This window comes from Pseudomonas sp. F-14 TE3482 (assembly GCF_053629455.1).
On record NZ_JBRJII010000001.1, the window covers coordinates 364,438 to 390,045 of the forward strand.

A 25,608-nucleotide genomic window follows, 5' to 3' on the forward strand; every position below is an offset into this window, starting at 1 on the left:
AAGGAATGAATATGACTGTTGCATTGAAAAAACAACTTGATGAAAGCCTGCGCGATGCCTTGTTGGCGTTCTTCCTGAACAACGTTGCGCCCAACGACGAAACGACAAGAACACTCAAGACAGCTCAGCACCTCTACGAATACTGGTTCCTCGATGTGCTGGTCAGTCAGGATGTGCCCACCACCCCGGTGGCTTGCGCCATTGCCAGCCTGCAACATTACATCAATCGCATCCTGATGAGCATGGAGCCCGGATATGACGCCACAACCCTGACCCTGGAGCGGATGCAGACTTGGCGCAATGAGATGCACCAATACCCGATCTGGGCCGCGCATCAACAGTTACTTTACTTTCCAGCGACATATCTGGAGCCAAGCCTGAGGAACAACAAGAGCGACAACTTCCAGCAGCTGGAAAATGATCTCAGTCAACACCGGATTCAACCCGACGCCGTTCAGTCGGCCGTTCTGGGCTATCTGACCCGGTTCGAAGAAGTCGCCAACCTGAACATCCTCAATGGCTATATCGATGGCGAAGACTTCGCCAACAGCACCTACTATTTCATCGCCAAATCCCGCTCCGAGAACACCTATTTCTGGCGTTCGCTGAACATGGCCCAACGCCCACTCGATGGCACACCGCCGCAACCGCCGGTCACCCCGCCCAAACTCGATCAACCCCTCCCGTACGCCTGGTCGGACTGGGAGAAAGCCGATGTGCCTATTCCGGACGACGCAATCGAACACACCATCCGCCCGGTCTGGTTCAACAATCGACTGTTCATTATCTGGGCTCAGTGCATTCATCAGGACCCTGCTGCCGTCAACGTTGCTGTCACGCCCTCTGGCGGAGAGAAAAACAACAGTAATCCTCAATTGCGCTTGAGCCTTTGCTACAGGAAAACCGATAAAACCTGGAGCTCCCCACGTATTTGCCTGCAAGGCTTTATTGAGGATAAAACACTGCGTGAGACGCATCTGCACTCAATCAAGCCGTTGATAGGTACCATCGCCGTACATCACCAGAAGGACTTGCAGGATTACCTCCTCATTGCCCTGTTCGTCGAGAAATCACCTTCCCCCGAGTCTGATACCGATACCAAATTTACCTTCCTGAAAACAGTCAGCGTCGACAAAAACCTCGCTCTCACCCCCGGCATGCTCGCGCCTGGCGATATAAAAGAACAAAAACACAACATTCATTCCACATTCGTGAAGGCGTTCTCCACACCATCCGACAAGAACTCACTTCAACTAAAAATCCCAGAAAACTCTTACGAATCAAAGAGACTTGAAACCCTCCCCGCGTCCGTCAACAGAAAAGACCTGAGAAGTGTGCAGCATCTAAATAAATTCACTCCCCCAAACCCTATAGTCGCTCAAGCAAGCTATAAGCCAGCCACAGTAGAGGTCACACTGAGTATTAGTGGGGGCAAGCCAACAGACACTTTGATACTCCAAGCAACAGGTGAATGGTCTTATCAATATGTTTTACTAGGACCGGAGAGTGAAACGACTTCTAATATCAACAATCACTCTCCCCTACAACAAAGTCTACCGTACCAGCACATATTCACACTCAACGCCAAGGACATCGGCGAAGAGGGTAAGGTCTTTCACTACGGTATAAGAATGTTTGATCTCCAAAAAAGGACTGAAAACGAGTTTTTCATTTTGGGTGCCATCAAACTGAAGTTGATCAGGAATGACGTCATTTCTCCCAAAATTGTTTGTGCGAACGCTGCACAGTTTCTCGACTTCTCAAACTCGACGATCTCACAAGGCGACAACAAAAAGGAGCTCCGCCAGCCGATAAAACTCAACACCGTGTTTGCCACCGAAATGATTCACCGCACCGAGAACAGCCTGGATGAACTGTTCGCGTGGGAAACGCAGCATCTGCCAGAGCCACCAATCCCGGGGGACGGCCCCCACCAGATGGATTTTCACGGCCCTTATGGTCGTTACTTCACAGAGCTGTTCCTCTACCTGCCATGGCTGATCGCCCATCGATTGAACGCTGAACGCCAATACGACGAGGCAGAACGCTGGATCCGTTACCTATTCGATCCCGGACGCAAGCAGGATGCCAACCAACCCGCGCACTGGTGCGCCAAGCCTTTGACCGGTGACGCGCCACCCTTTTATTCCACTCAGGCCCCTCACGATCCACACCAGATTGCCCTCAGTCATCCCGTGCACTTTCGCAAGGCGTTGTACTTTCTGTACCTGGACATCCTGATCAACCGAGGCGATGCGGCGTACCGCGAGCTGACGTCCGATAGCCGCAGTGAAGCAAAGCTGTGGTATATGCGGGCGCTGGATCTGTTAGGGCCGCGCCCGGTCGTTCAACGGGTCGATCAGTGGTCGGCCATTAGCTTGCACACGTTGAGCGAGACCCCCAGTGAAAGCCTGCGTACATTCGAAAACTCGCTGTTTCACCCAGACACCATCCACTCACTGCAACTACAAGAAGGCAATCCAAAGAAATCCTTACCTTCTATCGATACTTCGCATTTGCGTTTGCCGTTCAACCCGGAATTGCTCAAACGTTGGAACATTGCCGAAATTCGCCTGTACAACTTGCGGCATAACCTCGATATCACCGGCAAGCCATTGCACTTACCGTTATTCGCGGCGCCTCTGAACCCTCGCTCCTTACGCAGGGTGAATGCCCTGAACAGCTCGACCGGCGGAACTTTAGACTTACCGAACCCGAGGATTCCCCACTATCGCTTCAACCTCATGCACAGCCAGGCCCTGAATGCCGTCGAGAGCGTCAGCCAATTCGGCGCCACACTGCTGTCGCTGATCGAGCGCAAGGAGCAGGCTCAGTTACAGGAGCTACAACAACAGCAGGCCTGGAATCTGGCGAAACTATCCGTCGACCTGCAAACCCAGGCACTGCGCATCGATCGTCAAAACCGCCAGGCACTATTGGCCAGCAAGGCAATCATCGAGGGTCGACTCAGCCACTACCAACAATTGCTGACGAATGATGTGACTCAAGAAGAAGCAGCAGCCAGTCAGCGGTACTTGAGCAGTGGCGCATCGGAGGTAGCGGCATCGGCCTCCCAAGTCGTCGCAGGCGGCATGATGATGACCCCTAACATCTTTGGCTTCAGCAATGGCGGCAGCCGCTGGGAAGGTGCGATGCACGCTGCCAGCGCGCTCGCTCAAGGCAATGCCATCGCGAACCGCACGGCGGCGAATCATCTCGACCGTATGGCGCAATTCAGTCGTCGCCGGGAGGAATGGAGCCTGAACCGTAACCAGGCAGAACGGGAACTGGCACAAATCGACGCGCAACTCGCACACTTTACCGAACAGGAAACCGCCACTCGTCTGCAACTTCGCCTGGCTGAAACAACACTGAACCAGGCCAAGGCCAACTACGACTTACTCAGCAAACGCTTTACCAAAGCGCAGGTCTACCAATGGCTCAACAGCCAATTTGCCACGATGTACTACCAGGCCTATGACGTAGCCCTGGGAATGTGCCTGGCGGCCGAGGCCTGTTGGCAATACGAGATTGCCGATTTCACCGCACGGTTTATTCAGCCGGGGGCCTGGAGTGCAACCTATCGTGGGCTTGGAGCGGGCGAGCAATTGAAACTGAGTCTATTGAGGATGCAGGCCGCGTATTTGGAGCGTAACGGGCGAGAGCTGGAAATTCGTAAAACCGTATCGCTGCGTCAACTCAAGGACAAGGACAAGGACAGCACGATCAATAAGGATTGGACCAGCATTCAAACTGACCTGAAGAAAGGCGCCTGCGATTTCGAGCTGACCCACAAGACGTTCGAGGATGACTACAAAAACCAGAATCATTACCTGCTACGCATCAAAACGATCAGCGTGTCCTTGCCGGCCCTCCTTGGCCCCTATGAAAACGTCCGGGCAACGCTGACCCAGACCTCCAGCAAGGTTTACTTCTCTCCCGGCGACCAAACGCAGCCCATAGAAGACTTGCGCGCAAACCAACAGATCGCGCTCTCTACCGGATTCGACGATAACGGTTTGTTCACCCTGAACTTCAACGATGAACGCTACCTGCCCTTCGAATACACCGGGGCCATCTCCACATGGCGTCTGACCTTCCCGAACCCCGAAGCGCAGCAAGCCATGCTGGACTCACTGACCGACATCATCGTGCACGTGAGCTACACGGCCAGAGCAGGCGGAGGTTCGCAATGAGCGAACAAATAGCATTGCCTGTTATCGCGCCGTCACTACCCAAGGGTGGCGGTGCCATCCAGAGCATTGGCAAAGGAAGGGGTGCCATCGACGCCCACGGCGCAGCCTCTTATGAGATTGCCTTGCCGATTTCACCGGGTCGCGGCTTTGCACCCTCCTTGTCACTCAGCTATGGCAGTTCGGTCGGCAACAGTATGTTTGGCATCGGCTGGGGGGTGTCATTGCCCACTGTTGCGCGACGCACCAGCAAGGGTGTACCAGCCTATGCCGAGGATGACGAGATCGTCGGCCCCAGCGGTGTTGTGTGGCTGCCCGAGCGCGATCAAAAGGGCGTCATCACCTCAACCCGCGTCGATCGTTACAACGGGCTGGAACTGGGTACAACCTATACTGTTGTGCGCCACTTCCCGAGAATCGAAAGCAGCTTCGACCGGATTGAACATTGGTCCTTGGAGAGCGACAAACCGGGTTTTTGGTTGGTGCACGGTGCCGATGGCAGCCTTCATCTGTACGGAAAAAATCCAACATCGCGTCGTGCCGATCCCCAGGACACGAGCCGTGTAGGCGAATGGTTGCTAGAGGAGAGTCTGAACCCACACGGCGAGCACATCCTTTACCAGTACAAGGCAGAAGATGACCGCGATGGCGCCAAGGCCCAGCGTTACTTGAGCCATGTGAGCTACGGCAACTTCAAGGCCGATGCAAACCTTTACTTATGGCAAGCAGACCGGCTGAAGCCTGTGCAATGGCATTTCGAGTTGGTATTCGACTACGGCGAACGGAGTACCGAGTACGAACACAAACCTCTATATGAAGGCCAACAGTGGCAAACCCGTAGCGACGCGTTTTCCAGTTTCGCCTACGGTTTTGAGTTACGTACCGAACGCCTGTGCCGCCAGATTCTGATGTTTCACCGCTTTCCCGATGAGTTGGGCACCGCCCCCGCTCTGGTCCGACGCCTGCTGCTCGATTACCGCCAGACGCCTCTGGGTTACCACCATCTGAGCGCGGCCCATGACCAGGCATTTGGCAACTCGGCAACCGCCGATAACCGTCCGCCCGTTGAATTCAGCTACATCGAGTTCAAGCTCCCGCCTGATACCCACGCCTGGCAGCGCTTTCAGAACATGCCGGGGCTCAACGACGGCCAAGGTTATCAACTGGTGGACTTGTACGGCGAGGGCCTGCCGGGCGTGCTCTATCGAAGTGGCGCAGGCTGGTATTACCGCGAACCCATGCGAGCCAGAGCCAAATGCAATGAAGTGGCTTACGATCAGTGGCGAGCGTTACCCAACATTCCCGTTGCCGACACTGCAAAACCTGTGCGCCAGTCATTGAGCGACCTCACGGGCGATGGTCGGCTGGACTGGATCATTGCTCAGCCGGGGCTGAGTGGTTTTTCCTCCCTCGGCCCCGACCGGGAGTGGTCGGATTTCGCCACGTTCAATGCCTTCCCCGTGGAGTTTTTCAATCCACAAGGGCAGTTGGCCGATCTGATGGGCGAAGGGCTCAGCGATCTGACGCTGATAGGCCCACGCAGTGTTCGCCTGTACGCCAATCAACGGCAGAACGGTTTTGCAACCGCCCGCGAAGTGACTCGTAAGGAGGATAAAGACGCCCTTCCTGTACTCACCTCTTCGTCCTCCGAACTGGTGGCCTTCAGCGATATCCTGGGCAGTGGTCAACAGCACCTGGTACGTATTCGTCACAACGAAGTGAAGTGCTGGCCAAACTTGGGTCGTGGACGCTTCGGTAAAGGCATCGTGCTGGGCTCTCCTGGCCTTGCATACGAAACATTCGACGCCTCGCGAATCCGTCTGGCGGACCTGGACGGCTCTGGCGCCGCCGACCTGATTTATCTGGAAGCGGATCAGGCGCGGATCTTCATGAACCGCAGCGGCAATGGTTTCGCCCCTTCAGTGGCCCTGCCATGGCCGGAAGATGTGCGCTACGACCGTTTCTGCCAGGTGAGCATCGCCGACTTGCAAGGACTCGGCTGTTCCAGCCTGATTCTGAGCGTGCCACACATGACACCCCGTCATTGGCGCTACGACTTCGTCAGAGCAAAACCGTATTTACTCACCCGCACCAATAACAATATGGGTGCCGCCGGCAGCATCAGCTACCGCAGCTCGGCGCAGGAATGGCTGGATGAAAAAGCGGAGAAAATCAAAGCCGACAAGCCCCGCACCTGTCATGTGCCAATGGCCCTGCATCTGGTATCGAAACAGACCCAACTCGACGAGATTACCGGCAATCGTCTGACTCAGAGCTTCTCTTACCGCCAAGGCTACTACGACGGCATCGAGCGGGAATTTCGCGGCTTCGGCCTGTTGCTGCAAACCGACACTGAAACCAACCCCGATGATGCCGATTCGCAAGGTTTCACCACGCCATGCCAAACAAAGAGCTGGTTCCACACCGGGCAAGCAGTGGATCTGCCTCGTACCGATTATCACCCTGCTGACAAAGAAGCCGAAGCGCTGGACAAGGCACTGCTTTGCCAATACCAGCCAAAGCTGAAGAACGACACACGCATCACGTCCCCAGACACGGAAACAACCCTCGAAATGGCCCGCGCCCTGAGCGGTCAGTTACTGCGCAGCGAGATCTTCGGAGTCGATAAACGCCTGAAGACCAGAACGCTTTATTCGGTTCAGGAAAACCGCTATCGGGTACGCTTGCTACAACCACCTGAGGGTAATCGACGCTATGCCCGGATGTTGCCACTGCTTCTGGAGTCCATCCGTTATCAGTACGAAGGCATCACCGATGATCCGCAATGCCTGCACACCTTCAATCTGCAGCACGACCTGTTCGGCACACTGACCCACAGCGTGAACGTCCATTACGCCCGACGTAAAACCGGCAGCGATACCCCGCCGTTCAGCGATGCCGACCAGCAACAATGGTGGCGCGATGCTCATGATCCGGCACAACAGTTCTACTACCTGAACGAAGGCCTTGCCGAATTCATTCATCTGGATAGCGCCCAAGGATGGCGGCTGGGTCTGCCTTATCGCCAGCGTACCAATTCGTTGAAGCGACCCAAGGCACCCGAGGCCGGAGGGCTGACCACAAAGGATATGACTTACGAAAAGCTCATCGAACTCGTCAAACAAACCGCCTGGACGACCCAACACATCCTCACCGGACTGTCCGTGCAACGCTACAAAAACACCTCAACCGCAGAAACCCTGCCGGACGGAGTCGCCCACTTCGAAGCCCTGGCTGACCATCTGGAAACCGCCGAGTTGGACGAAACAGCCCTGAAAGCCTTCGACGTGTTGTCGCCAGCGGCTCGCCCCAAGGGAAGACTGCTCGAACGAAGTGGCTATCACCGTATGAACGATTTCCTTCCCGTAGCCACGTCTCCCAGAAAACTCTGGTCAGTCAAAAGCGGTTTCTCGACCTACGCCGCACTGAAAGGTTTTTACAAGATACAGACCCTGCGGTTGAGCAAAAGCCATGGTGTGACCGAGGTCAGTTACGACAACTATCACTGTCTTATCACCGAGCTCAAACTGCCCGATGGTTGTGTCACCAAGGCTACCTACGATTACCGTTCACTCCAGCCCCGATGCATCACTGACCCTAACGGGAACATTCAAGAAGGGCTCTATGATGGTTTCGGCCAAGTGCTGGCCACCAGCATTTACAGCAACAAGAGCAATACGCTCATAGGTTTCAAACCTATCGATCAATACAAACGTCCGGAGTTCACCAGCCCGACCGAAGCGATCAACAATGCAAAGGGTGCTCTGCTGGACGCCGCCCATGCTATCTACTACGCGCCATTTAGCTGGATGGGTCGCGTCTCGGACGCAGCTCTGAAGGACCGCGACTGGCTGATGCGCTGCGTGGCCAACGGTGATGTGCTGCCAACCGGATACATCTGCGCTTCGGTCCGCAGGCGCCTGGCAGGCCTTAAAACACTCTTGGCCGATGAAGCGAAACTGGCAACCGAACTCGCAACCTCGGCCCGTGAGCCGATACACATCGCCACGCTGGTCGCTGATCGCTACCCCGATGACAACCAGAGACAAATCCGCATTACCGTCACCTGCTGCGATGGCTTCGGACGAACACTGCAAAGTAAGCAACAAGTCGAATCGGGTACGGCCTACGTCGTCAACGCCAAGGGAGAACTGACCCTCGAGGACGGAACACCGAAGGAGCTGACCGCAGCAAAGCGCTGGCGTATCAGCGAACGGGTGGAATACAACAACAAGGGATTGGCGATCCGGACCTACCGCCCTTACTTCGCCGATCAGCATGACTACATCAACGATGTGTCCTTGCGACAGTTCGGCCATTGCGATCTGCAGTTTTACGATGCGTTGGGGCGCCTTACGCGTACACGTCTGGCAAAACAAAATGGCCTTTCCTATATGCGGCGACAAACCCGCCACCCCTGGTACACCCTGGACGAGGACGAGAACGATACCCTGGAAGAGGTCACGTCCGAACGACTCCCGACAACCGGAGGTGAGGCATGAGCGCACGCCTTCACTGCAAGACACCGACGATCAACGTAGTCGACAGCCGAGACCTGACGGTCCGGCATGTCGCTTATTGGCGTAGTGACGCAGCCAAGGCTGCGCAGGCGTGCATTACCCGTCAGCAGTACGATACTGCCGGACGCCAGATTGCGCAGTGGGATCCGCGACTGTTTGCCGAAACGCAGAAGGCCAATCGGACGACCCTCTACAGCCTCTCCGGCAAACCACTGCGGGTAGACAGCGTTGACGCCGGGTGGCGACTGAACCTGCCGGGGGACGCCGGGCAGACACTTCGCAACTGGGACCAGCGAGGCAATCATTGGCGAACGACCTTCGATAATCAACTACGGCCAATCACGATCCAGGAAGAGTCACCGGGACAGCCGACACGCATCATCGAACGCTTCAGTTACGGCGACAACTCGAAAGATTCGGCCGCACTCAATCGATGTGGCTTGTTGATTCGCCACGACGACGAAGCAGGCACCCTGCTTATCGACGAATACTCGCTTGGCGGAAAACCTTCGTGTCAGACACGCCACTTTTTGTCGAGTGCCGAAACTTTAGACTGGCCAGCAGAGGAGCACAGCCGAAACCTCTTACGAGAAACGGGTGATGGCTACAAAACGCAATGGCACTACGACGCAACGGGCGAGGTCATCCGGCAGGTGGATGCCGGTCAACACCAGCAGCGCTTTTCCTTTGATGTTGCAGGCCGACTCAAAACCGTGAGCCTGAAACTCAAAGATACCGAAATCGAAAATACCCTGGTGAAGGATCTCGTTTACAACGCCTTCGGCCAGGTTGAATCGCAGACCGCAGGCAACAACGTCATGAGCCGCGCGGTGTTCGATCCCGCCAGCGGTCGATTGACCTCGATGACTGCCACCGTATCGAACCGCACCTTGCAGTCGCTGCACTACAGCTATGACGCGGTGGGTAATGTGACGCAAATCGAGGACAAAGCTCAGCCCGTGCAGTTTGGCAGTAACCAGAGAGTCGAAGCCGTCAGCACATTCACCTATGACAGCCTCTACCAATTGACCAGTGCAACCGGAAGAGAAGCAGCAGGAACAACCACTGCCCCCTATATTCCTGCGCTCGGCATTACACCCATCGATACCCGGCAACTGTTCAATTTCACCCAACACTACACATACGACGCTGGCGGTAACCTGACCGAACTGCGCCATGTGCGGGATCGCAACAATTACACCCGAACTTTTAACGTGGCAAATCTCAGTAATCGTCTGGTGTCCTGGTGTCAGGGCTCTGAATTGCCCGGCACTGCTACAACCTTTGACGACAACGGCAATCTGCAAGACTTGCAATCGGGCCAGTCGCTGCAATGGAATGCACACAATCAACTTACCCGCGTGGTGCTGGTCAAGCGTGAGGATGGCCCTGACGACCATGAACGTTACGACTATGACGGCAGTGGTCAGCGTCTTCGCAAAACGACCACCACCCAGGGTGCATCAATCACTCACACCCGAGAGGTCCGTTATTTACCGGGCATCGAAATCCGTACCCGAGGGAAAGAGCGGATGGAAGTCATAACGGTGCAGGCCGGTCGTGGCAGCGTTCGTTGCCTGCACTGGACCGAAGGCCAGCCCTCAGGTATTCCTGCAGATCAACTGCGCTATAGCCTTGATGACCATTTGGGTTCCAGCTCACTGGAACTTGATGGCAATGCCGACTTGATCAGTCAGGAGAGCTACTTCCCATTTGGCGGAACGGCATGGACAGCGTCTCGTTCGAAGGTGGAGGCCGATTACCGGACCATTCGGTACTCGGGCAAGGAACGCGATGCCAGCGGCCTCTACTACGGACACCGGTATTACGCACCGTGGTTGCAGCGGTGGATCAGCCCTGATCCGGCGGGGACGGTCGACGGGTTGAACCTGTATTGCATGGTAGGGAACAACCCAGTGAGATTCGTTGACCATGAGGGCCTGATGCGAGACGAAGACCTCAGAGAGTTCGAAAAGTGGGGTAGAGCCCGCTCGCAGGAAATCATGGATTCAGCTCTAGGTGACTATACCTATCGCTTGATGCCGGATAACTTCGACAAACGCTCCGATCAATTTTTATACCCAGAGTTATTGAGAACAGAGTTTCTTGCTCACTCTTATGGCTATATCAAGCCTACCGAAGTTGGACTCAGCGATTTCTTTAATCTCCCAAAACCTCGAGGCAGCATGAGAGGATTCAGAGGAGTCGATAGGAGTTACTCAGGCACCGCCAACACCCCCGAACCCGTCGGGTACTATTTGAAGTACGGTACCTACAATATCAGTAACACCGCTGACTACTTGACCGATGTATCTAATCGATACGCCGCAGCGGGAAATGACATGTTCCATAATGTAACCTTGGATGAAGACGTATTAAGGGATGCACCTACGTTGAGCAGGCTGACCGCTACAGCCCATGAATTGCAACAAACGACACGAGACTGGATCGAAACTCATATCGATAAGATGGGAGGGATCATGCCAATATTGGCTGGTGGACCTGGGACTCATGCAGAAGTCCGACTGGTGAACTCAGTTGTTGCGCTCTATCCGGATAGAGCCGAAAGAATGCTTTCAGAAACTTCTGTATTCACAGACACATTATCTCGAGGAGACGCCCCTCAGCCGTTCCCTGCCTGCATTAACTGCAGTGGCATCCTTCCGGGAATAATCAATATTCCGACCGGACGAAATACCCCCAACTACGCGGGGTACAACGCTCTGGTACAGCAAATAAACCAGGCACCACCTTCGCGTCGGGCAACTGGACGAAATAGAAGATGACGGGATTGCCACGACTAACTTGCTCGCTCCAGACGTTGCTCGGTTTAAACACTGATCGCATTAGTAAACACTAACCGATTCCCAAACGGATCACTGATGGTCATGTCCTGGCTTCCCCAGGGCATGGCCTGAATCTGTGGGCGAGCGAAAGCATACTCCTTGGCCAGCAATTGCTGCTGGAACGCCTCCAGTTCATCGGTCTCAATGCGCAACGCCGAGCCCGGTGTGCTGTCACCGTGATGTTCGGACAGGTGCAGCACACATTCGCCACGGGAGATTTGCAGGTACAGCGGGAAATTTTTTTCGAAGCGATGCTGCCAGTCGATCTTGAACCCCAGGAAGTCGACGTAAAACTCCAATGCTTTGGTTTCATCGAAAATCCGCAGGATCGGGGTGGTTTTGCCCAAGCTCATGGAGTTGCTCCCAGATTGAGAAGGCCCAGAGTGTAGCTGGGCTGGATGTCAGCGCTTCGGCTTGGGAACGGCTTTCTTTAATCGCAATGTGCCACCATGAGACATGGATCAATGAAAGTGATTTTCGTGGAGGGCTATGGGACGTCGTGCAGAGGTATGGCAGGTCGTGAGTTATGAAAATTGGCCAGGGGACTTTCATCCCCCGACGCTGACCGTTCCCACACGAGCATGGGAACGATCACTGATCGATTTCACTCGTGATGCTCGCTGACGCGTTTGAGCAGTTTCTTGCAGCGTTCGGACAAATGCAGCACGCGTAGCTGCTTGCCAGCCTTGGCGTAGCGCTCGCGCAATGTCTTCAGCGCAGCGATGGCCGAATAGTCGACGAAGCTCAGGTGGCGACAATCAAGGGTCACCTGCGCTGGGTCATTGGCGGGGTCGAACTGATTGAGGAATGGCGTGGTAGAGGCGAAAAACAGTGTGCCATGCAGGCGGTAGAGTTTGCTGCCATCGCTTTCCTGATAGCTATCGGCATACAGCTCGCGAGCCTGTTGCCAGGCAAAGTTGAGCGCCGCAATGATGATCCCGCACAACACGGCGATGGCCAGATCGGTGAACACCGTAATCACCGTCACCGCGATGATCACCAGGACATCATTGAGCGGCACCTTGTTCAGCACCCGCAACGAAGCCCAGGCGAAGGTCTGCTGCGACACCACGAACATCACCCCGACCAGTGCGGCCAGCGGGATACGCTCGATCAGCGGCGAAAGGAACAGCACGAACAGCAGAATCATTATCCCGGCCACTGCACCGGACAGCCGACCGCGACCGCCCGAGCTGAGGTTGATCATGGTTTGCCCGATCATGGCGCAGCCGCCCATGCCACCGAACACGCCAGAAACCATGTTGGCAGCACCCAATGCCACACACTCGCGATCCGGGTAGCCACGGCTCTCGGTGATCTCGTCGGTCAGGTTCAGGGTCAGCAGGGTTTCCAGCAGACCGACCAACGCCATCAATATCGCGTAAGGGGCGATGATGCGCAGGGTTTCCAGGTTCCACGGTAGGTCTGGTAGCGCGAAGCTCGGCAAGCCACCGGCAATGTGCGCCATGTCACCCAATGTACGAGTCGGCAGGCCGAGCAGGTAAACCGCCAGCCCAACGCCCAGAATCGCCACCAGCGCCGGTGGCACGGCACGCGTCAGGCGCGGTATCAAATAAACGATGGCCATCGTCAGCACCACCAGGCCGACCATCATGTACAGCGGCGCACCACTCAACCAGCCGTCACCGCTCTTGAAGTGCTCCAACTGGGCCAGGGCAATGACAATCGCCAGGCCGTTGACGAAGCCGAGCATTACCGGGTGCGGCACCATCCGCACCAGTTTGCCCAGCCTCAACAAACCGAACGCCAGCATGATCAAGCCGCCCAGCAGCACCGTCGCCAGCAAGTACTGCACGCCGTGTTGCACCACCAGCGCGACGATCACCACAGCCATCGATCCGGCGGCACCGGACACCATCCCCGGCCGCCCGCCAAACAGCGCAGTCAGGGTGCAGATGATGAAAGCGCCGTACAGCCCCATCAATGGATTGAGATGGGCCACCAGCGCGAAGGCGATGCATTCGGGCATCAGTGCGAAAGAGGTCGTGAGTCCGGCCAGGACATCGGCGCGCAGACGTTTGGGTTTCATGGCTTACCTAAAAAGACAGGCGGGAGAAGAGAGGGCGGATGTTACGGAATTGAGGGCGGGCCGACCAGTGAATGGGCCGCCGAAAACGCAATCGCGAGCAGGCTCGCTCCCACAATGGACTTGCGCCGTCTCACCATATTGGGATCAACACAGCCCCCGTGTGGGAGCGAGCCTGCTCGCGATGAACGATGACGCAATCTCCGAATCAGCCCTTGAAATCCGCAATCGCATAAGCCGCCAATTTGCCCTGGATGAAGTCCAGGAAGCACTGAATCCGTAGGGCAAGTTGCGAGTTGCGGTAGTACACCGCGTTGATCGGTTGGCGATATCCACTGTTGAACTCCGCCAGCAGCACCTGCAAGCGACCGGCGCGGATGTCGTCGATGGTCATGAAGTGCGACAGGCAGGCGATGCCCTGCCCTGCCAGCGCCAGGTGCCGGATCGTCTCGCCGCTGGACGCATTGATCGACGCCTGGATCGGCCAGCGATCACCGTGGACATAGCGCAACGGCCATTGGTTGAGGCCTTCATTGTGGGTAAAGCCCAGCAACTTGTGCTCGGTCAAATCCGCGACAGCGCTCGGGGTGCCGTGTTGTTCCAGATACGCCGGGCTGGCGACGATGTGCAGCGGGCTGCAACCCAGTGAGCGGGCGTGCAAGGTCGAGTCGGCCAGCGTGCCGATGCGGATGGCAATGTCGGTGCTTTGTTCGAGCAGGTCGATGATCAGGTCATTGCTGTTGAGTTCGAGCTGGATGTCCGGGTAGAGACGGCGGAACTCATCGATGTACGGCACGATGGCGTGCAGCATGAATGGCGAGGCAGCATTGATTCGCAGACGTCCGGAGGGGGTTTGCTGGCGTGAGGACAGGCGCTCTTCGAGTTCGTCCATCTGATCGAGAATCAGCTTGGCGTGCTCGAAGAAGTACTTGCCCTCCTCGGTCAGGTCCATGCGCCGCGTGGTGCGGTTGATCAGCGTGGTGTCGAGCTTGGCCTCCAGTCGCGACAGCGTGCGGCTGACCGCCGACGGTGTTTGCCCGACCTGTTCGGCCGCAGCTGAAATCGACCCGCACTCAATCACGCAGACGAAAATCTGCAACTCATCGGATCTGGCTTTCACGTGTGTCCCTTATCGATTGTCCTGCGCCGTTCTACTGCGGAGCGGGGCTTGCCTGTGGCGAGGGAGCTTGCTCCCGCTGGTGCGCGAAGCGGACCCAAAACCAGCACATGCGGTGGTTCCGCAAACCGCGTCGGCTGACTTTACGACGGCTTCGCCGCCGAGCGGGAGCAAGCTCCCTCGCCACAGATTCAGTGCCCGCTTCAGACATCGATAGTAGCTGAGCGTTATGCCTTAAGGCCAAACACCTCGGCCAAATGCTGCTCATAACGCGCCACATCAGCTTCAACATTCGGGCGCTTCATCACATCGACGCACAGGAAGGTTGGCAAACCGGTCATGCCGAGGAAGGTGTTGGCCTTGTGGAACGGGAAGTACACCGCGTCCACGCCTTTGGCTTCGAAGAAATCGGTGGGGTCGTCGAAGGCTTGTTGCGGCGCGTTCCAGGTCAGCGACAGCATGTATTTTTTACCGTGCAACAAACCGCCACTGCCGTACTTCTGCGACGCGTCGGAACGCGTGCGGCCATCGCTGGCGTAAAGGCTGCCGTGGCCTTCGGTGAAGACTTCATCGACGTACTTCTTGACGGTCCAGGGCGCGCCCATCCACCAGCCGGGCATCTGATAAATGATCACATCGGCCCAGAGGAATTTGGCGACTTCCTCCGCGACGTCGTACCCCTCGTCAATGAACGTGGCTTTTACATCCACACCGCCGCGATCCAGCACGCTCAGCGCCGCTTCGTGCAGCGTCGTGTTGTAGCGGCCATCGGAGTGGGCAAATTTTTTGCCGCCATTGAGCAACAGGACTTTTTTCATGGGAGAAATCTCGCAAGGTTGAAATTCGATGGCGGCAGAGTAGCGATCGACCTCGCGCGGAATAAGCCCAGGATCAGCAAAATTCATTTGACCAATACGCACGAATCGACAGGGGATTGTTGCCGTAAACTTGCGCCGATTCTGACTTTCAAGGAAAACCTGATGAGCGAACTGCAAGGCTTCATCCTGCACGCCAAGACCCGCCCGGAAAAAGCCGAGGCCTTCGAAGCGTTGTTCCGTGCTTATGTCGAACCGAGTCGCGCCGAACCCGGTTGCATCGAGTACCACATGCTGCGCGACAAACAGGACCCGACACTGTTTATCTTCTACGAGATCTGGCAATCCCAGGCTCATCTGGATACGCACTCGAACCTGCCACACATGAAGCAATTCCTCGACCAGCGCATGGAGTTTCTGGAACGGGATTTCGATATCCGGCCGATCGAGATGCTCAGCACTTCGTCCGCTAGCCGCTGATCAGCAAGTGGCCGCCGAGCATACCGAGGCCGATGAAGAACACGCGCTTGAACAACACGGCGCTGATCCGCTGGCGCAGCCATTGCCCCAGCAATATGCCGAGCACTGCCGGAATCAGCGCCAGCAGCGATGCACTCAACTCGCCTCCGCCGAGGGCGCCGCGCCATAACAGCCCGGCGGCCAACGCCAGGGTCGAGACGGTGAACGACAGGCCCAGCGCCTGCACCAGTTCATCCTTGCTCAAGCCCAGCGCTTGCAGATAAGGCACCGCCGGAATCACGAAAACCCCGGTGGCCGAAGTGATGATGCCCGTCAGCACACCGCACAGCGGACCGAGCCAACGCTCGTTACGACTGCTTACACGCAAGGTCGGCAGGAACAATCCGCTCAAGGCGTAAATCAACAACGCCGCCCCCAGTCCCCGCACGACCCAATGCCCGCCGGCCATGCCGATCCACAGAGTACCGGCACCCGTGCCGATGAAAATTGTCAGCAGCATCGGCCACATCCGGTTCAGCAGCCCGCGCAAATGACCGCCGAATGCCAGTTGCCAGACATTGGTCAGGGTAGCGGGAATAATCAGCAACGCCGCAGCCTGCGACGGTGCCATAGCCAGACCGAGCAAGCCCATGGCAATGGTCGGCAGGCCGAGGCCGATCACACCTTTGATCATCCCGGCCAGCAGGAAGGTCGCGATGACCAGCAAGGACAAGGCAAATCCAAGATTTTGGTAGAACGCGGCGAGTGTATTCATGGGGCTATCCTGAGCCCTGAAGGTTGCCTTGAAAATCTGCCATATACTGAGGCTGCCTCTTGATTTGGTAGAGGCTAAAGCTTTCGTTGCGGCTGATGACGTCTTCGCGGGCAAGCCCGCTCCCACAGTTGAAATGTATCGAACACAAATTTGTGTGTCCGCCAAAGATCCCTGTGGGAGCGGGCTTTCCGCGGTAGAGGCCCGCCCAGCCAACAAACCTCCCGAGGCTGTAACGATGCACTTCGACCTGACCGACCTGCGCCTCTACCTGAACATCCTCGACACCGGCAACATCACCGCCGGCGCCGCCCGCAGCCATTTGTCGCTGGCGGCGGCGAGTGCGCGAATCCGCGCCATGGAAGCTTCACTGGGCATCGAGTTTCTAGAGCGAGGTCGTCGCGGTGTCAGCCCGACTCCGGCCGGCAAGGCCCTGGCGCAGCACGCCCGAGTTCTTTTGCAACAGGCCGAGCGCATGCAGCAGGACCTGGCCGAATACGCCAAAGGGGTCAAAGGCCAAGTGCGGTTGTTGTGCAATACCACAGCGATCACCGAGTACCTGCCGGAGTTGCTTGCAGACTTTCTGCGCGATCATCCGAACCTCGACATCGACCTGCAAGAGTTGCCCAGCGCGCGCATCACCCACGCCTTGCGCCAGGGTGCGGCAGACCTGGGCATCGTGTCCGACGCCGTGGATGCCGACGGCCTTCAGACCCGCTATTTCCGTGACGACCCACTGGTGCTGATCCTGCCCTGCGATCATCCCTTGGCCGACACTGGACCGTTAAGTTTCAGCGCCACCCTGCACCACGATTACGTCGGCCTGAACGCCAACAGCGCCTTGGCCTTGTACCTGGAAGAACAAGCCCTGCACAGCGGTTTACGGATGCAGATCCGCATCCGTGCCGATGGCTTCGATGGCGTGATGCGCATGGTCGCCCGAGGTGCCGGACTGGCGATCGTGCCCTTGGCGGCGGTCGAACGCTGGCCGACTGAAACACCGTTCAAAAGCATCGCACTGAAAGAGCCATGGGCACGACGCAAACTGTTGCTGTGCGCCCGGGACTTCGCCGTGCTGCCCGGTTATGCCCAGGCCTTGCTGAACGTCTTGACTCTCCCCTGAGGGGCAGACTTTACCCTTGAGGTTTCATCTTCAGGGACCGTTACGATGAGCAAGCGAATTCTGGTGATCCTCGGTCATCCTTCGAGCAACAGTTTCTGCGGCGCACTTGCCGAACGCTACGCACAATCAGCGTTGCGTGCCGGTCATGAGGTGCGCCAACTGTGGCTGGGCAAAATGGACTTCGACCCGGTGCTGCGCGAAGGCTATCAACATGTGCAGCCGCTGGAAGCCGACTTGCGCCGTGCTCAGGCGGACATTCTGTGGGCCGAACACCTGGCCCTGGTCTATCCGATCTGGTGGGGCGGCGTACCGGCCTTGCTCAAGGGTTTTCTTGATCGGGTGTTGCTTCCGGGCTTCGCCTTCAAGTATCGCGAAGGCAAAGCCTTTCCCGACAAATTGCTGCATGGCCGCAGCGCGCATCTGCTCGTGACCATGGACACGCCACCCTGGTACTACCGCTGGATCTACCGCATGCCCGGGCTGCATCAGATGCGCAAAACCACCCTGGCGTTTTGCGGCATCGAACCTCAGCGCACGCTCACCTTCGGGCCGGTCCTGGGGTCCAGCGCCGGTCAGCGCGAAACCTGGCTGCTGCAAGCCCAGGCTATCGCCAGCCGATGAGTCTGCCGATAATGGGGCTGACTTACCCTCGGCAAAAAAGGACTTTTCATGTACATCGGCCAAGCCGCGCATCGCTCGGGCACGACGATCAAGAGTATTCGCCATTACGAGTCGATCGGCTTGCTGCCTGCCGCTCGGCGGCAAGGAAAATACCGTGTCTATGATCAGCACAGCGTCGACCTGCTGATCTTCATCAAGTGCGCTCAACACTTAGGTTTCAGGCTCAAGGAGTTGCAGGCGATCTTTACCGGGCATCAAGGCCTGGCGATGCCCTGGTCATTGGCGCAGCAAGCCATCGATGCCAAGAAGTGCGAAATCAGCGACAGGATTACCGCACTCAGGCATCAACACGAGCAATTGGTCGAGTTTGAAGCCAGCCTCACACAGGCCAGAGCCGATTGCCCGCTGGAAAGTCTTTGAGAGTCTGCGCGTTTCTGGACAGCTCAATGTCGAATACAGACAACTGAACGGTGTATGGGCGCTATAGGGTGCGACTTCAGTTCTTGAACCCACTGCCCGGAGTCATCATGACCGCACCGATTACCGTCCTTCGCGATACTCATCCACTGCCCGTGCTCGACGCCTGCAAATGGGAAAAACTCGAAGGCGACCCGCACACCGTCAACCTCAACGCCTACACCAGCGAAGACGGTAGCAAGATCATGGGCACCTGGATTTGCACGCCAGGCAAGTGGTACGTGGAATACGTGAAGTGGGAATACTGCCATTTCCAGGAAGGCTACTGCGTCATCACCCCGGAAGGCATGGCGCCGATCCACCTGCGTGCCGGTGACATTTTCGTCATCGAGCCAGGGATGAAGGGCACATGGGAAGTGGTTGAGACCGTGCGCAAGTATTTCGTATTTGCCTGATGCAAAAAACCGAGAGACCACCCGACGTGGTCTCTCGGCAAGAAAACTATTGGCATGCACAAAATCCTGTGGCGAGGGAGCTTGCTCCCGCTGGTTCGCGAAGCGAACCCAACAAGCTGATGCGGTGTTTCAGATACCCCGCATGCTCAAGACTTACGACTGCTTCGCAGCCGGACGGGAGCAAGCTCCCTCGCCACCAAAGCCCACAGGCAAGCCTCCCATCACTATCCCGCAAAATCCTTATTGGGGCTTGCGATAGCTATTGATGATCGCCGAGAAGTCCTTCCCCCCTTCCCCACGCTGACTCATCGCCTGATACAACTGCTGCGCCACCGCGCCGAGCACCACCGGTTGGTGCGCCTGACGTGCCGCCTCAGTGGCCAGCCCCAGATCCTTGAGCATCAGTTCGGCACCGAAACCGCCGGTATACCCGCGCGAGGCCGGAGCCGTTTCGACGATGCCCGGCCACGGGTTGTACATCTCCGAACTCCAGCACCGCCCGGTGGAACTGTTGATGATCCCCGCGAGCACCGTCGTGTCGATCCCCAGCGCGTCACCCAAGGCCATGGCTTCGCTGACGCCAACCATGGAAATCCCCAGCAGCAAGTTGTTGCAGATCTTGGCAATTTGCCCGGTGCCGACTTCGCCGCAATGGACGATGTTGCGGCCCATCTGCGCCAGCACCGGTTGCAGGGTCGCGAACAGCTCAGGCGTGGCGCCGACCATGAAGGTCAGCGTCCCGGCCGCAGCACCGCCGGTACCGCCGGAGACCGGTGCATCGGCCATGACCACGCCTTGTTTGGCAGCTGCGGCGGCAACGTCGCGCGCCGTCTGCGGATCGATGGTGCTGCAATCCACCGCGGGCACACCCTGGGCAATCCCCGCCAGCACGCCATCTTCGCCCAGCCAGACGCTGCGCACATGCACAGCGGCGGGCAGCATGGTGATCACCAGCTCTGCATCTTGAGCGGCTTCACGCGCCGAAGCGCTGATGCTGCCGCCCAGTTGCTCCAGCTCTGCCAGCACAGCTTTGTTCAGATCGACCAGGCGCAGTGAATGGCCGGCCTTGATCAGGTTGCGCGCCATCGGCGCGCCCATGTTGCCGAGACCGATAAAAGCGATTTTCATGTCCGGCTCCTTAACGCAAGTGGATGGTGGTGTTCACACCGTCGTTGACGCTGTCATCGTCGAACCAGCGCGCAGTGACGGTCTTGGTTTGAGTGTAGAACTGCACCACTTGCTTGCCATAAGGACCGAGGTCACCGAGCTTCGAACCACGGGAACCGGTGAAGCTGAAGAACGGTACCGGCACCGGAATCGGGATGTTGATGCCGACCTGGCCGACGTCGATTTCCGTCTGGAATTTACGCGCCGCCGCACCGCTCTGGGTGAACAAACCCGTGCCGTTGCCGAATGGGTTGGCGTTGACCAGTGCGATGGCCTGATCGAGGGTATCGACTTCCAATACCACCAGCACCGGACCGAAGATTTCCTGGGTATAGATCTGCATCTCGGGAGTGACGCCAGAGAACAGGGTCGGGCCGACAAAGTTACCCTGCTCGTAGCCCGGAACGCTGATGTCGCGACCATCCAGTTCGAGCTTGGCGCCTTCCTTGATACCGCTTTCGATCAGATCGAGAATCCGCGCCTTGGCCCGCTTGGAAATCACTGGGCCAACATCAGTGCCCGGCTCGCTGCCGGCATTGACCTTGAGTTTCTGCGCCAGCGCTTTCAGGTCTGGAAGCCATTGTTTGGCCGCGCCCACCAACACCACCACCGAGGTGGCCATGCAGCGTTGCCCGGCCGCACCGAAACCGGCACCGACCAGCGCATTCAGCGCTTGTTCGCGGTTGGCATCCGGCAGCACAACGGCGTGGTTTTTCGCGCCCATCATTGATTGCACGCGCTTGCCGTGTTTGCCGGCCAGGTCGTAGACGTGAGTACCGACCGCGGTCGAACCGACGAACGAAACAGCCTTGATGTCCTTGTGGGTGCAAAGCGCATCCACCACATCCTTGCCACCATGAACGACGTTGAGCACACCCGGCGGAATGCCGGCCTCGATGGCCAGTTCCACCAACAGCATGGTCGACATCGGGTCCTGTTCGGACGGCTTGAGCACGAAGGTGTTGCCGCAGGCGATGGCCATCGGGAACATCCACAGCGGAATCATCGCCGGGAAGTTGAACGGAGTAATGCCGGCGCAGACGCCGATCGGTTGGCGCAGGGTGTAGGTATCGACACCGCCAGCGACGTTCTCGGCAAACTCGCCCATCTGCAGGCTGCCAATGGAGCAGGCGTGCTCCACCACTTCCAGGCCGCGAAAAATATCGCCTTCAGCGTCGGCGATGGTTTTGCCCTGCTCGTTGCTGAGTACCACGGCAATACGCTTGGAGTGTTCGCGAATCAACGCCTGAAGCTTGAGCATGATGCGCATCCGCGCGCCGATCGGCGTCAGCCTCCAGGTCTGGAAGGCGCGATGGGCGGCGCTAATGGCGGCATCGACTTCGGCGGCTGTGGCGAAGGGGACTTTGGCCAACACTTGTTGGGTCGCCGGGTTGACGATGTCGTGCCATTCGGTGGTCTGGGATTCGACCCACTCGCCATCGATCAACAGCTTGACCTTTTGCACGGTGGTTTCTAGCGATGCGTTCATATTGGTCTCCGGACGTTGTTCTTATTTAGAGAGCGATCTTTGGAGCCAAGGCGAGAAAGTCGCCTTGAGATGAGGCGTGTGTCGCGAATTGGTTATCAGACTGTTTTTGGAGTATAGATGTGCAAACTTCTAATAAGAACGCACATAAAAGCCGGTCCATCATGCAAAAAAACATCACGTCTTTAGGCTCGTTGAACTGGGATGACCTCAAGTTTTTCCTCGAGGTTGCCCGCACTCGCAAGGCCAGTACCGCAGCCAAGCGCTTGGCGGTGGACTACACCACCGTGTCGCGACGCATCAGTTCGCTGGAAACCTCGCTGGGCACGTTGCTGTTCGAAAAGTCCCGGACCAGCGGTTTCGTCCTGACTGCCGAAGGCCAGCGGCTGCTGGGTTACGCCGAGTCGATCGAAAGCACTCTGCACATGGCCTGCGAGCAGGTTTCGGGCTCCGGCGTGGCGTTGTCCGGGCATGTGCGCATGGGCTGCACCGAAGGGTTCGGCAGCTTTTTCATCACTCCGCAACTTAGCCATTTCGTCGACGCCTACCCGGCGATCTCGGTGGACATCCTGCCGCTGCCGCACTTCATCAGCCTGTCCAAACGCGAGGCAGACATCGTCATCGCGCTGGAGCGGCCGGAACATGGCCCGTATGTCTGCTGCAAACTCTGCGACTACCGACTGCAGCTGTATGCGACCCAGGATTATCTGGACAAGCACCCGCCGATCCGCCGCCCGGCAGACTTGGGCAAGCATCAATTCATCAGTTATGTGGACGATCTGGCGTTCAGCTCGGAACTGCTGTACCTGGCGAATGTGTTGCCTGGTGCCAGTGCCAATCTGCGCAGCACCAGCGTGATTGCGCAGTTCGTAGCCGCTCAGCAAGGACGGTCAATGGCGATTCTGCCGTGCTTCCTGGCAGCTCAGGATCCGCAATTGCTGCCGGTGTTGCCGCAAGAGATCACCATTACCCGGCAGTTCTGGATGTACTGCCGGGAAGATCTGCGCAAGCTCAAGCGGATCACCCTGTTGTGGGATTACATCCGTGCCGTCACCGAGCAGAATCAAGCGCTGTTGATGGGGGAAAGTCGGGAAATGTTGTTCGCCGATTAATCCGCGCTCACTACGATCGACACCCGACGGTTCTCGGTGCGTCCGACCGCGGTGTCGTTGGAAGCGACGGGCTTACTGCTGCCCAGGCCGCGCAGTTGGATGTTTTCTTCTTTTATGCCGACGGTGGCCAACACCTTGCCGACGCTTTTTGCGCGACGCAGAGAAAGCTGTTCGTTATAGGATTCTTTGCCTGACGCATCGGTGTGGCCGTCGATCCTCACCCGTTCGATTTCCACACTCAACAACGCCTTGCCAATGCGCTCCACGATCTCGGTACTGGCAGGATTGAGGCTCTCGACATCGCTGCCGAACAAAACTTTGCCTGACAGGCCATAGGCCCAGCCATCATCCGTCATTTCGAAACCTTGCTGCTTGAGCACAGCGATCTGCGCCGGGGTCAGGCCCTTTTGCGGTACCGTCTGGCAACCGGTCAATGCCAGCAAGGCCAGGAACAGGGTGATCGTGAAAAGTCGCAGAGAACGCTGATTGAAGGTGAACACAGACATTAGCTCCTGGTTTGAACATGGGCGACAGGGAGCTCCGCTCCTGCCGTTTGCTGCGCGCCTCGGGAAAGGCGTTTGGCCTGGTACATCGCGGCGTCGGCAGCATCGAGCAACTCGCCCGGTGTGACCCCATGATCGGGGTACACGGCGATGCCAATACTGAGTGAAGTCAACACTTGGGTACTGCCCGGCAACTGGATGGGTATTTCCATGCTGGCGATGATTTTGTCAGCAATCCGTTCGGCGTCTTCGGCCTTGTGCAGCGGTGTGAGCAGGATTGCAAACTCGTCGCCACCCAGACGCGCAACCAGGTCCTCTTCACGCAGTTGCGCACGAACCCGGGTTGCCACGGCGACCAGCACCGCATCGCCGGCAGCGTGTCCGAAGTTATCGTTGATCTCCTTGAACCGGTCGCTGTCCAGGAACAGCACGGCCACTCGTTCATCGAGCTTGCCGGCATTGCGCAAGGCACGCATCAGGCGGCCTTCGAAAAATGCTCGATTCGGCAGTCCGGTCAGGCTGTCATGGCTGGCTTGGTGGGCCAGGGTCTCGTTTTCGCTTTGCAGGTGGGTCTGCCAGGATTCGAGTTCATCGAGCAAGGCATTGAAGTCATTACCCAGATTGTCGAGTTCGGCAATGTCGGCGGGCGGTACGCGCTGGTCAAAGGCTCGCTCGCTGCGGGCGGCGTGAGCCACAGTAGCCAGGCTGCGCAAAGGGCCGGTGATCCCACGCAATTGCCGCCGCGCCAGATAGAGCGCCACCCAGGCACTGATGGCGGTACACAAGACGATTCCCATCAGACCACTGAGCAAAAAGCGCATCAGGCTGCCACCGTGCCCGACCAGCAGGATACTGCCGATTTCCTGACCTTGATGGACGATCGGCATGCTGATGGGCTTTTCCAGAATCACCCGGGCGATCTGCATTTCAAGATCGGAGAGCAACCCCTTTTCCGGTCGTTGCCAACGTGCAAGTAACTCGCCTTGCTCGCCCAGGACCTGTGCGTCGGCCACTTCTTCGATGGACGCGATCAACGCCAGCGCCTCAGTGGCGGCGACCTTATCGTTGAACACCACCGCGGCTTCCACGGTGTAATTGATCGAACGGGCGATCAGATGCAGGTTGTGATCGGCATAAACCCGCAAGGCCAGCACCCCCAGCAGGGTCAACGAAACACTGGCCATGGCCACGCCCACCAGGGCGACGATCAAATGTCCACGACCTATAACCGACCCCAGGGTCGGACGTATACGGGATTTGAATAGACTCATGGTGCCGCCGGCTTGCGACGCGACAGTTGCAGCACACTGGGATGGATGCGCACACCGCTGCGGGCGACTGAGTCTAGGTTGACCTCGAAGGATACTTGTTCATCGCCGACCCGCAGGCAGAACAGACTGCCGACGGTGCATTGATCGCCGCCTTCGCTGATGCTCACCACCGGGCGCCCTGTCAGCGAGGCGAATAATCGACTGCGTTCGTCGCTGGTCAGCTTGCCGATGTACACCGCGTCGCATTCACCGGCAATGGCCGGGTTGTCGGCCAAAAGCCGTTGCACGGTGACAGGCCGACCAGTGGCCTGGGTAGTGCCCTTGACCAGATCGTCGGTGTACTCGGTAGGGCCGACTATGCACAGACGCAATTGTTGAGGCTCAACAGGCCACCGGGCATAACTGAGAATCCCGAGCACCACCTGAGTGACTGATCTGGCACGCTGGTCTGCCTTGCTCTCGACGGTTTCAGGCTGAGCGAAGGCAACGCCCGTCAACAAACAGAGAAGGCCGGCAAGCAGCACTTGCTTGCAGCCAACAACGCGCTCTGTCGCCCAGACAGCCACCTTCATGCAGGGATTCTCTTCGATCGCAACGAAATGATGCCGCAACGATAGCACAGCACCGAAACACCAGCGAGGCCACGCACCACGGCACCTCGGACAGATTCCGTCGTCTGCTCCC

Annotated in this window: 19 protein-coding genes; 9 read left to right on the plus strand and 10 right to left on the minus strand. The window is 57.6% G+C overall.

The window, feature by feature from the left end:
- Window positions 1-11 precede the first annotated feature (11 nt).
- From AB7M26_RS01675 to AB7M26_RS01685, 3 genes are read left to right on the plus strand one after another with little or no spacing between them, the layout of a single operon-like run.
- The gene (locus tag AB7M26_RS01675; protein WP_259698706.1) at window positions 12-4,196 is read left to right on the plus strand and encodes a Tc toxin subunit A-related protein; all 4,185 of its coding nucleotides are present in this window, start codon (window positions 12-14) and stop codon (window positions 4,194-4,196) included.
- Window positions 4,193-8,695, plus strand: a complete 4,503-nt coding sequence (locus AB7M26_RS01680; protein ID WP_123498837.1) for a SpvB/TcaC N-terminal domain-containing protein — start codon at window positions 4,193-4,195, stop codon at window positions 8,693-8,695. The genes AB7M26_RS01675 and AB7M26_RS01680 overlap by 4 nt, the downstream gene beginning before the upstream one ends.
- Window positions 8,692-11,499, plus strand: coding sequence for an RHS repeat-associated core domain-containing protein (locus AB7M26_RS01685; RefSeq protein ID WP_429387677.1), 2,808 nt, complete (start codon window positions 8,692-8,694; stop codon window positions 11,497-11,499). The genes AB7M26_RS01680 and AB7M26_RS01685 overlap by 4 nt, the downstream gene beginning before the upstream one ends.
- Window positions 11,500-11,543: 44 nt before the next feature.
- On the opposite strand, the gene AB7M26_RS01690 is transcribed toward AB7M26_RS01685, so the two are convergent.
- The 4 genes from AB7M26_RS01690 to AB7M26_RS01705 all read right to left on the minus strand — a co-directional run bounded on the left by AB7M26_RS01690 (window position 11,544) and on the right by AB7M26_RS01705 (window position 15,541).
- Window positions 11,544-11,912 carry a glyoxalase superfamily protein gene (locus AB7M26_RS01690; RefSeq protein WP_008076170.1) on the minus strand — a complete coding sequence of 123 codons (369 nt, stop codon included), beginning with the start codon at window positions 11,910-11,912 and terminating at the stop codon, window positions 11,544-11,546.
- Between the two features lie 251 nt (window positions 11,913-12,163).
- The gene (locus AB7M26_RS01695) at window positions 12,164-13,609 is read right to left on the minus strand and encodes a SulP family inorganic anion transporter (protein WP_123498833.1); all 1,446 of its coding nucleotides are present in this window, start codon (window positions 13,607-13,609) and stop codon (window positions 12,164-12,166) included.
- A 205-nt stretch (window positions 13,610-13,814) separates the two neighbouring features.
- Entirely contained in the window at window positions 13,815-14,726 is a 912-nt protein-coding gene (locus AB7M26_RS01700; RefSeq protein WP_123498831.1) for a LysR family transcriptional regulator, read from the minus strand.
- A 224-nt stretch (window positions 14,727-14,950) separates the two neighbouring features.
- The gene (locus tag AB7M26_RS01705; protein ID WP_008067470.1) at window positions 14,951-15,541 is read right to left on the minus strand and encodes an NAD(P)H-dependent oxidoreductase; all 591 of its coding nucleotides are present in this window, start codon (window positions 15,539-15,541) and stop codon (window positions 14,951-14,953) included.
- Between the two features lie 162 nt (window positions 15,542-15,703).
- Here AB7M26_RS01705 and AB7M26_RS01710 point away from each other — a divergent pair, with 162 nt between their 5' ends.
- Entirely contained in the window at window positions 15,704-16,018 is a 315-nt protein-coding gene (locus AB7M26_RS01710) for a putative quinol monooxygenase (RefSeq protein ID WP_123498827.1), read from the plus strand.
- Here AB7M26_RS01710 and AB7M26_RS01715 read toward each other — a convergent pair.
- Window positions 16,008-16,772, minus strand: coding sequence for a sulfite exporter TauE/SafE family protein (locus AB7M26_RS01715; RefSeq protein ID WP_123498825.1), 765 nt, complete (start codon window positions 16,770-16,772; stop codon window positions 16,008-16,010). The genes AB7M26_RS01710 and AB7M26_RS01715 overlap by 11 nt on opposite strands.
- 235 nt (window positions 16,773-17,007) lie before the next feature.
- Here AB7M26_RS01715 and AB7M26_RS01720 point away from each other — a divergent pair, with 235 nt between their 5' ends.
- From AB7M26_RS01720 to AB7M26_RS01735, 4 genes are all read left to right on the plus strand, one after another.
- Window positions 17,008-17,892, plus strand: a complete 885-nt coding sequence (locus tag AB7M26_RS01720) for a LysR substrate-binding domain-containing protein (RefSeq protein ID WP_123498823.1) — start codon at window positions 17,008-17,010, stop codon at window positions 17,890-17,892.
- Between the two features lie 45 nt (window positions 17,893-17,937).
- Window positions 17,938-18,513 (plus strand): NAD(P)H-dependent oxidoreductase, encoded by a 576-nt coding sequence (locus AB7M26_RS01725; protein WP_123498821.1) that lies wholly within the window; start codon window positions 17,938-17,940, stop codon window positions 18,511-18,513.
- A gap of 48 nt (window positions 18,514-18,561) precedes the next feature.
- Window positions 18,562-18,933: a MerR family transcriptional regulator gene (locus AB7M26_RS01730; RefSeq protein ID WP_123498819.1), complete on the plus strand. Its 372-nt coding sequence runs from the start codon at window positions 18,562-18,564 to the stop codon at window positions 18,931-18,933.
- A 107-nt stretch (window positions 18,934-19,040) separates the two neighbouring features.
- Window positions 19,041-19,385 (plus strand): cupin domain-containing protein, encoded by a 345-nt coding sequence (locus AB7M26_RS01735; protein ID WP_007988984.1) that lies wholly within the window; start codon window positions 19,041-19,043, stop codon window positions 19,383-19,385.
- Window positions 19,386-19,625: 240 nt separating this feature from the next.
- Here the strand turns inward: AB7M26_RS01735 and mmsB are convergent, their stop codons facing one another.
- Together mmsB and AB7M26_RS01745 are read right to left on the minus strand one after the other, a co-directional pair.
- Entirely contained in the window at window positions 19,626-20,513 is an 888-nt protein-coding gene (mmsB, locus tag AB7M26_RS01740; protein WP_123498817.1) for a 3-hydroxyisobutyrate dehydrogenase, read from the minus strand.
- 10 nt (window positions 20,514-20,523) lie between these two features.
- Window positions 20,524-22,041 carry a CoA-acylating methylmalonate-semialdehyde dehydrogenase gene (locus AB7M26_RS01745; RefSeq protein ID WP_123498815.1) on the minus strand — a complete coding sequence of 506 codons (1,518 nt, stop codon included), beginning with the start codon at window positions 22,039-22,041 and terminating at the stop codon, window positions 20,524-20,526.
- Window positions 22,042-22,202: 161 nt separating this feature from the next.
- Between AB7M26_RS01745 and AB7M26_RS01750 the strand changes: the two genes are divergently transcribed.
- Window positions 22,203-23,150, plus strand: coding sequence for a LysR family transcriptional regulator (locus AB7M26_RS01750; RefSeq protein WP_123498813.1), 948 nt, complete (start codon window positions 22,203-22,205; stop codon window positions 23,148-23,150).
- On the opposite strand, the gene AB7M26_RS01755 is transcribed toward AB7M26_RS01750, so the two are convergent.
- Genes AB7M26_RS01755 through AB7M26_RS01765 form a run of 3 tightly spaced genes read right to left on the minus strand, consistent with a single transcriptional unit; the run spans window position 23,147 to window position 25,496 of the window.
- Complete coding sequence (locus AB7M26_RS01755; protein ID WP_185022195.1) at window positions 23,147-23,650, minus strand: OmpA family protein; 504 nt, start codon at window positions 23,648-23,650, stop codon at window positions 23,147-23,149. The two genes, AB7M26_RS01750 and AB7M26_RS01755, sit on opposite strands and share 4 nt — an antisense overlap.
- A gap of 5 nt (window positions 23,651-23,655) precedes the next feature.
- Window positions 23,656-24,924, minus strand: coding sequence for a diguanylate cyclase domain-containing protein (locus tag AB7M26_RS01760; RefSeq protein WP_123498809.1), 1,269 nt, complete (start codon window positions 24,922-24,924; stop codon window positions 23,656-23,658).
- Window positions 24,921-25,496 carry a YfiR family protein gene (locus tag AB7M26_RS01765; protein ID WP_123498807.1) on the minus strand — a complete coding sequence of 192 codons (576 nt, stop codon included), beginning with the start codon at window positions 25,494-25,496 and terminating at the stop codon, window positions 24,921-24,923. Before AB7M26_RS01765 ends, AB7M26_RS01760 begins: the two co-directional genes overlap by 4 nt.
- Window positions 25,497-25,608 lie beyond the last annotated feature (112 nt).

Coding starts and splice junctions, on each gene's coding strand:
- AB7M26_RS01720 (WP_123498823.1), top strand. CDS start 17,008: ATGCACTTCGACCTGACCGACCTGCGCCTCTACCTGAACATCCTCGAC.
- AB7M26_RS01745 (WP_123498815.1), bottom strand. CDS start 22,041: ATGAACGCATCGCTAGAAACCACCGTGCAAAAGGTCAAGCTGTTGATC.
- AB7M26_RS01685 (WP_429387677.1), top strand. CDS start 8,692: ATGAGCGCACGCCTTCACTGCAAGACACCGACGATCAACGTAGTCGAC.
- AB7M26_RS01750 (WP_123498813.1), top strand. CDS start 22,203: ATGCAAAAAAACATCACGTCTTTAGGCTCGTTGAACTGGGATGACCTC.
- AB7M26_RS01765 (WP_123498807.1), bottom strand. CDS start 25,496: ATGAAGGTGGCTGTCTGGGCGACAGAGCGCGTTGTTGGCTGCAAGCAA.
- AB7M26_RS01695 (WP_123498833.1), bottom strand. CDS start 13,609: ATGAAACCCAAACGTCTGCGCGCCGATGTCCTGGCCGGACTCACGACC.
- mmsB (WP_123498817.1), bottom strand. CDS start 20,513: ATGAAAATCGCTTTTATCGGTCTCGGCAACATGGGCGCGCCGATGGCG.
- AB7M26_RS01680 (WP_123498837.1), top strand. CDS start 4,193: ATGAGCGAACAAATAGCATTGCCTGTTATCGCGCCGTCACTACCCAAG.
- AB7M26_RS01675 (WP_259698706.1), top strand. CDS start 12: ATGACTGTTGCATTGAAAAAACAACTTGATGAAAGCCTGCGCGATGCC.
- AB7M26_RS01705 (WP_008067470.1), bottom strand. CDS start 15,541: ATGAAAAAAGTCCTGTTGCTCAATGGCGGCAAAAAATTTGCCCACTCC.
- AB7M26_RS01730 (WP_123498819.1), top strand. CDS start 18,562: ATGTACATCGGCCAAGCCGCGCATCGCTCGGGCACGACGATCAAGAGT.
- AB7M26_RS01710 (WP_123498827.1), top strand. CDS start 15,704: ATGAGCGAACTGCAAGGCTTCATCCTGCACGCCAAGACCCGCCCGGAA.
- AB7M26_RS01690 (WP_008076170.1), bottom strand. CDS start 11,912: ATGAGCTTGGGCAAAACCACCCCGATCCTGCGGATTTTCGATGAAACC.
- AB7M26_RS01725 (WP_123498821.1), top strand. CDS start 17,938: ATGAGCAAGCGAATTCTGGTGATCCTCGGTCATCCTTCGAGCAACAGT.
- AB7M26_RS01760 (WP_123498809.1), bottom strand. CDS start 24,924: ATGAGTCTATTCAAATCCCGTATACGTCCGACCCTGGGGTCGGTTATA.
- AB7M26_RS01735 (WP_007988984.1), top strand. CDS start 19,041: ATGACCGCACCGATTACCGTCCTTCGCGATACTCATCCACTGCCCGTG.
- AB7M26_RS01715 (WP_123498825.1), bottom strand. CDS start 16,772: ATGAATACACTCGCCGCGTTCTACCAAAATCTTGGATTTGCCTTGTCC.